Here is a 4,145-nt window from a genome sequence, read left to right as displayed (position 1 = left end):
TGCTGATCCGCCACCCGAACTTCAGCGGCATGCAGATGAACCAGCTCACCCGCACCTACACCCCGGCGCGCTATCTCGACCTGGTCCGGATTAGCCAGGGTGACCAGACCGTGCTGGAGCTGGCCGGCGACATCTCGCTCGCGAGCGATCCGGCGATCGGCTTTGCCTACCGCCCGGGCGAAGCGGACGCGTTCACCGTGCTCGCCACCGATTCCGACGGCGGAAGCTGGCAGGAATCCTTCCCGATCCCAGCGAGTACCCAGTGAGGCCCGCCACCCTCCTGCGGCGCGGCACGCTGGTCCTGCTGGCCGGCCTGCCGGTTGCCGCCACGCTGCCGGTCATGGCCGCGGTCGCCGAGCCGCCAGGCCTGTGGACCGGACCGATGGTCGGCGAGACCCCGGCCACGCTCCGAGGAGCGACGGTCATCGACGTGCCGGCCCTGGAGCTTCTGCTGGAAGGGCCTGTCCTGCTGATCGATGTCGGCAAGGCCACGCGCCGGCCGGACAATCTGCCCGAGGACAGGCTCTGGAAGCCGGTGCACCGCTCCATCCCGGGTGCCGTCTGGTTCCCGGGCGGCGGTGCCGGCGACCTCCCACCCGACCAGGCCCGGGCCCTCCTGGAAAGGATCAACGAGCTGGCCAAGGGTGATAAGGCCGCCGTGCTGGTCACGTTCTGCAAGCCGAACTGCTGGGGCAGCTGGAACCTCGGCAAGCGCCTGGTCGAGGCCGGCTACCGCAAGGTGCACTGGCTGCCCGCCGGGATCGACGGCTGGCAGGAGCAGCACGACACCGTCCCGGTCCAGCCCCAGCCGGGCTGGCCGCCCGCCGGCGAATGAGGACGCGCGCTGCCGGTCGCGCCCGTGCTATGCTGGCCTGTCCCGGCACCGGCAGCGGGACTGCGCCGGGACGGGAACGGCGTTTTGCACGAACGAACCCGGGAGCCGAAAAAGCCAAGCAATACCAGTAATTTAGTCTGAACCGTTCCTCTGCATCGCCCCCTGCATGGCCCGGCCCAGGACGAACAGGCGCTTTTCGATCAGCACCGGCACCTCACAGACATAGCGGATCGTCCGGCGCCGCTCCTCGAAGATCCGGGTCTGCCAGGTGACCCGATCCGTGAGCTCCTTCACGGCCGCAGGATCGGCACCCGGATCCTTTTGCAGTGCCCGCAGCCTGGCCGCGTCCGCCTCGATCGAGCGCACGAACTCGCGCTGCCGCCTGGTCAGGCGCTCCAGCCCGGCGATGACCTCACCGCGCTCCTGGTTCAGCGTGTCGAACAGGCCGGCGAACAGCAGGCTGGCCCGCCTTTCCCGCTCTGCCGGATCGGCAGCGATGAACCCGACGGCCGTCGCCTCGGCGGTCTCGACCGGCACGCGGCGCGGGGCGATCTCGTTGATCAGCTCCACCACCTCCGGATGGGTGCGCCACTCGTCCAGCGCCTGGTCGATCGGCGGGCCCTGCCAGACCGCAGCGGTCGACAGCTCGGGCACCAGCCGCTGCACGCAGGGCCAGTCCGGCGCTTCCGGCTGGGGGGCGGCGAGGAGGGGAGCGGGTGCCAGCAGGGCGGCCGCCAGTCCTAGGACCGCCAGACCAGGGAACGGGACGGCCAGCCCTGGGAGGGGCACGGAAAGCCTCATGGATGTCCTCCAGCGTCGTGCTGCCGGGCCAGAAAGCCGCGGGCCGGATCATAGGCCAGCACCGCGCCGACCATGAACAGGACGGTGCAGCCCGAGACCACGGCCAGTGCGACGGGCTCGATCCGCAGATAGAGGGCGAAGCGGATCAGCTCGACGGCATAGGTGAACGGGTTGAGTTCGCAGATCCGGAACAGGAGCGGGCTCGATTCGCGCACCCGCCAGAGCGGATAGAGCGCCGAGGAGGCGAAGAACATCGGGAAGATCAGGAAGTTCATCACGCCCGCGAAGTTCTCGAGCTGCCGGACCAGCGAGGAGAGCAGCATGCCGAGCGCCCCCAGCATCAGCCCGGACAGGAACAGGGCCGGCAGCACCGCGAGGTAGCCCCAAAGCGGCGGCTCGATCCCCCAGAACCAGGCGATCGCCAAAAAGGCATAGGCCTGCACCACCGAGACCAGGGTGCCGGCCCAGAGCTTGGACGAGAGGAGGAACCAGCGGGGCAGGGGGCTCACCAGCAGGGTGCGCATGCTGCCGGTCTCGCGGTCGTAGACCATCGACATCGAGGACTGCATGCCGTTGAAGAGCTGGATCATCGCGATCAGCCCGGGCGTGATGTAGACCTCGTAGAGGACATAGACGCTGTAGGGCGGGATGATCGACACGCCCAGCACCTGGCGAAATCCGGCGGCGAAGATGAACAGCCAGACCAGCGGGCGCACCAGGGCCGCCACGAACCGCTCGCGCTGGTGCAGGAAGCGCAGCAGCTCGCGGCCGACAATGCCCTGCAGGCAGATCAGATAGGCGCTGAGCGGAAACCCCGCTTCGCGCTTGAGTGTCTCCCGGCTCATGGCGCAGCCCCCGGCCGCTTGATCAGCCGGCGAAACGCGCCTTCCGCATCGACCGCACCGGTGGTGGCCAGCAGGGCATCGAGCCGCCCGTCGGCCAGCAGGCGGCCCTGGTGCAGCACCAGGACCTGGTCGTCCTTCGCGATCTCGTCGACCAGATGGGTCGCCCAGAGCACCGCGACCCCGTCCCTTGCGACCAGGTCGCGCACATGGGCCAGGATGTCGGCGCGTGCCGCGATGTCCAGGCCGACCGTGGGCTCGTCCAGGAGGATGAGGCTCGGCTGGTGCAGGAGGGCCCGGGCGATCTCCAGGCGCCGCATCTGCCCGCCGGACAGGTTGCGCGCGCGCTCCGATACCCGCCTGGCGAGGTCGACCCGCTCGAGCACCTCGGCGGCCCTGGCCTTGGCGTGGCTGCGGCCGATGCCGTGCAGGGCGGCATGGTAGGCTAGGTTCTGCCGGACGGTCAGGTCCAGGTCGAGCGTGCGCGCCTGGAACACCACGCCCAGGCGGCGCAGGGCGGCACCCGCCTCCTGCAGCACGTTGTGGCCGAAGATGCGGATGGTCCCCTGCCGGGTCGCGAACAGCCGGGTGACCAGCTGGAACAGCGTGCTCTTGCCGGCCCCGTTCAGGCCCAGCAGGACGGCGAACCGCCCGGGCGGGATCGTGAAGCTGACCCGGTCCAGCGCCTGGCGCCGGCCATAGGCATAGGCCACGTCCTCGACGGCCAATGCCGGGATGGGTTGGGCCGGGGCGGACGGGTCGGCGGTCAGTTCTCGGATACCGCGACCCCCCAGGGCAGCTCGCCTACCTGGACCGTGTTGACCACCTTGCCGGATTCGACGTCGACCACCGAGACGTCGTTGGACACGCCGTTGGTGCCGAACAGGTACTTCTCGTCCGGGGTGAAGGCGAGCTGCCAGACCCGCTGGCCCACCAGGAGATAGTCCACCACCTCATGAGTATTGGCGTCGATCACGGCGATGCGGTTGGCCGGGCCCAGCGCCACATAGGCCTTCGTGCCATCTTTGGTGATGCGCACGCCCACCGGCTGGATCGATTCCGCGCGCAGGCCCGGGATCTCGAAGGTGATCTTCTTCTTGATCTCCTTGGTGGCCGGGTCGATCACGCTGACCGTGCCGCCAATCTCCGCGGACACCCAGACCTCCGAGCCATCTTGCTTGAACTCGGCGATGCGCGGCCGGGAGTCGACCAGCACGTTGGCGACGATCTCATGGGTCTCGGTGTCGATGAAATGCGCCATGTTGGTGGTTTCGGAGGTGTTGACCAGGATCTTGCCGTCGGGGCTGATCCCCATGCCTTCCGGCTCCACGCCCACCTGCACCTCGCCGACCGGCACGCGCTCCACCAGGTCGACGATGGTCACCATGTTGTCGTCCTCGTTCGCGATATAGACGAGGTTGCCGTCCGGGCTCAGCGTGAACAGCTCCGGGTCCGGGCCGGAGGGCAGGGTGCCCACGATCTCGTGGGTGGCGGTGTCGACGATCTCGATCGTGTCGTCGTCGCCGACGGCGACCAGCAGGTGCTTGCCGTCCTTGGTGAGCTGGATGCCGCGCGGACGCTGGCCGACCGGGATGGTGGCGGTCACCTCGAACGTGTCGGTGTCGAACACGGTGACGGTGTTGCTGCCCTCGTTCGACACATAGGCG

6 protein-coding genes are annotated in these 4,145 nt (G+C 68.9%); 2 read left to right on the top strand and 4 right to left on the bottom strand.

Going from position 1 to position 4,145, the window contains the following annotated elements; translation table 11 throughout:
- Both EQG76_RS28385 and EQG76_RS28380 read left to right on the top strand, forming a co-directional pair.
- Window positions 1-266 (top strand): thiosulfate oxidation carrier complex protein SoxZ (locus tag EQG76_RS28385; RefSeq protein ID WP_200841201.1); only part of this gene is annotated, 266 nt, incomplete at its 5' end.
- The gene (locus EQG76_RS28380) at window positions 263-835 is read left to right on the top strand and encodes a rhodanese-like domain-containing protein (RefSeq protein ID WP_200841200.1); all 573 of its coding nucleotides are present in this window, start codon (window positions 263-265) and stop codon (window positions 833-835) included. The genes EQG76_RS28385 and EQG76_RS28380, both read left to right, overlap by 4 nt.
- A gap of 132 nt (window positions 836-967) precedes the next feature.
- Here the strand turns inward: EQG76_RS28380 and EQG76_RS28375 are convergent, their stop codons facing one another.
- The 4 genes from EQG76_RS28375 to EQG76_RS28360 form a co-directional block, all read right to left on the bottom strand.
- Complete coding sequence (locus tag EQG76_RS28375; protein WP_159718474.1) at window positions 968-1,636, bottom strand: hypothetical protein; 669 nt, start codon at window positions 1,634-1,636, stop codon at window positions 968-970.
- Entirely contained in the window at window positions 1,633-2,481 is an 849-nt protein-coding gene (locus tag EQG76_RS28370) for an ABC transporter permease (protein WP_159718472.1), read from the bottom strand. Before EQG76_RS28370 ends, EQG76_RS28375 begins: the two co-directional genes overlap by 4 nt.
- Entirely contained in the window at window positions 2,478-3,215 is a 738-nt protein-coding gene (locus EQG76_RS28365) for an ABC transporter ATP-binding protein (RefSeq protein ID WP_159718476.1), read from the bottom strand. The genes EQG76_RS28370 and EQG76_RS28365 overlap by 4 nt, the downstream gene beginning before the upstream one ends.
- Before the next feature lie 29 nt (window positions 3,216-3,244).
- On the bottom strand, window positions 3,245-4,145 hold a 901-nt coding region (locus EQG76_RS28360; protein ID WP_159718470.1), incomplete at its 5' end, for a PQQ-dependent catabolism-associated beta-propeller protein.

This window comes from Geminicoccus flavidas (assembly GCF_009806515.1).
In the GTDB taxonomy this organism is placed as follows: Bacteria; Pseudomonadota; Alphaproteobacteria; order Geminicoccales; family Geminicoccaceae; genus Geminicoccus; species Geminicoccus flavidus.
Note: the sequence above shows the minus strand (reverse complement) of the source record. Positions and strands in the feature narration are given on the sequence as shown.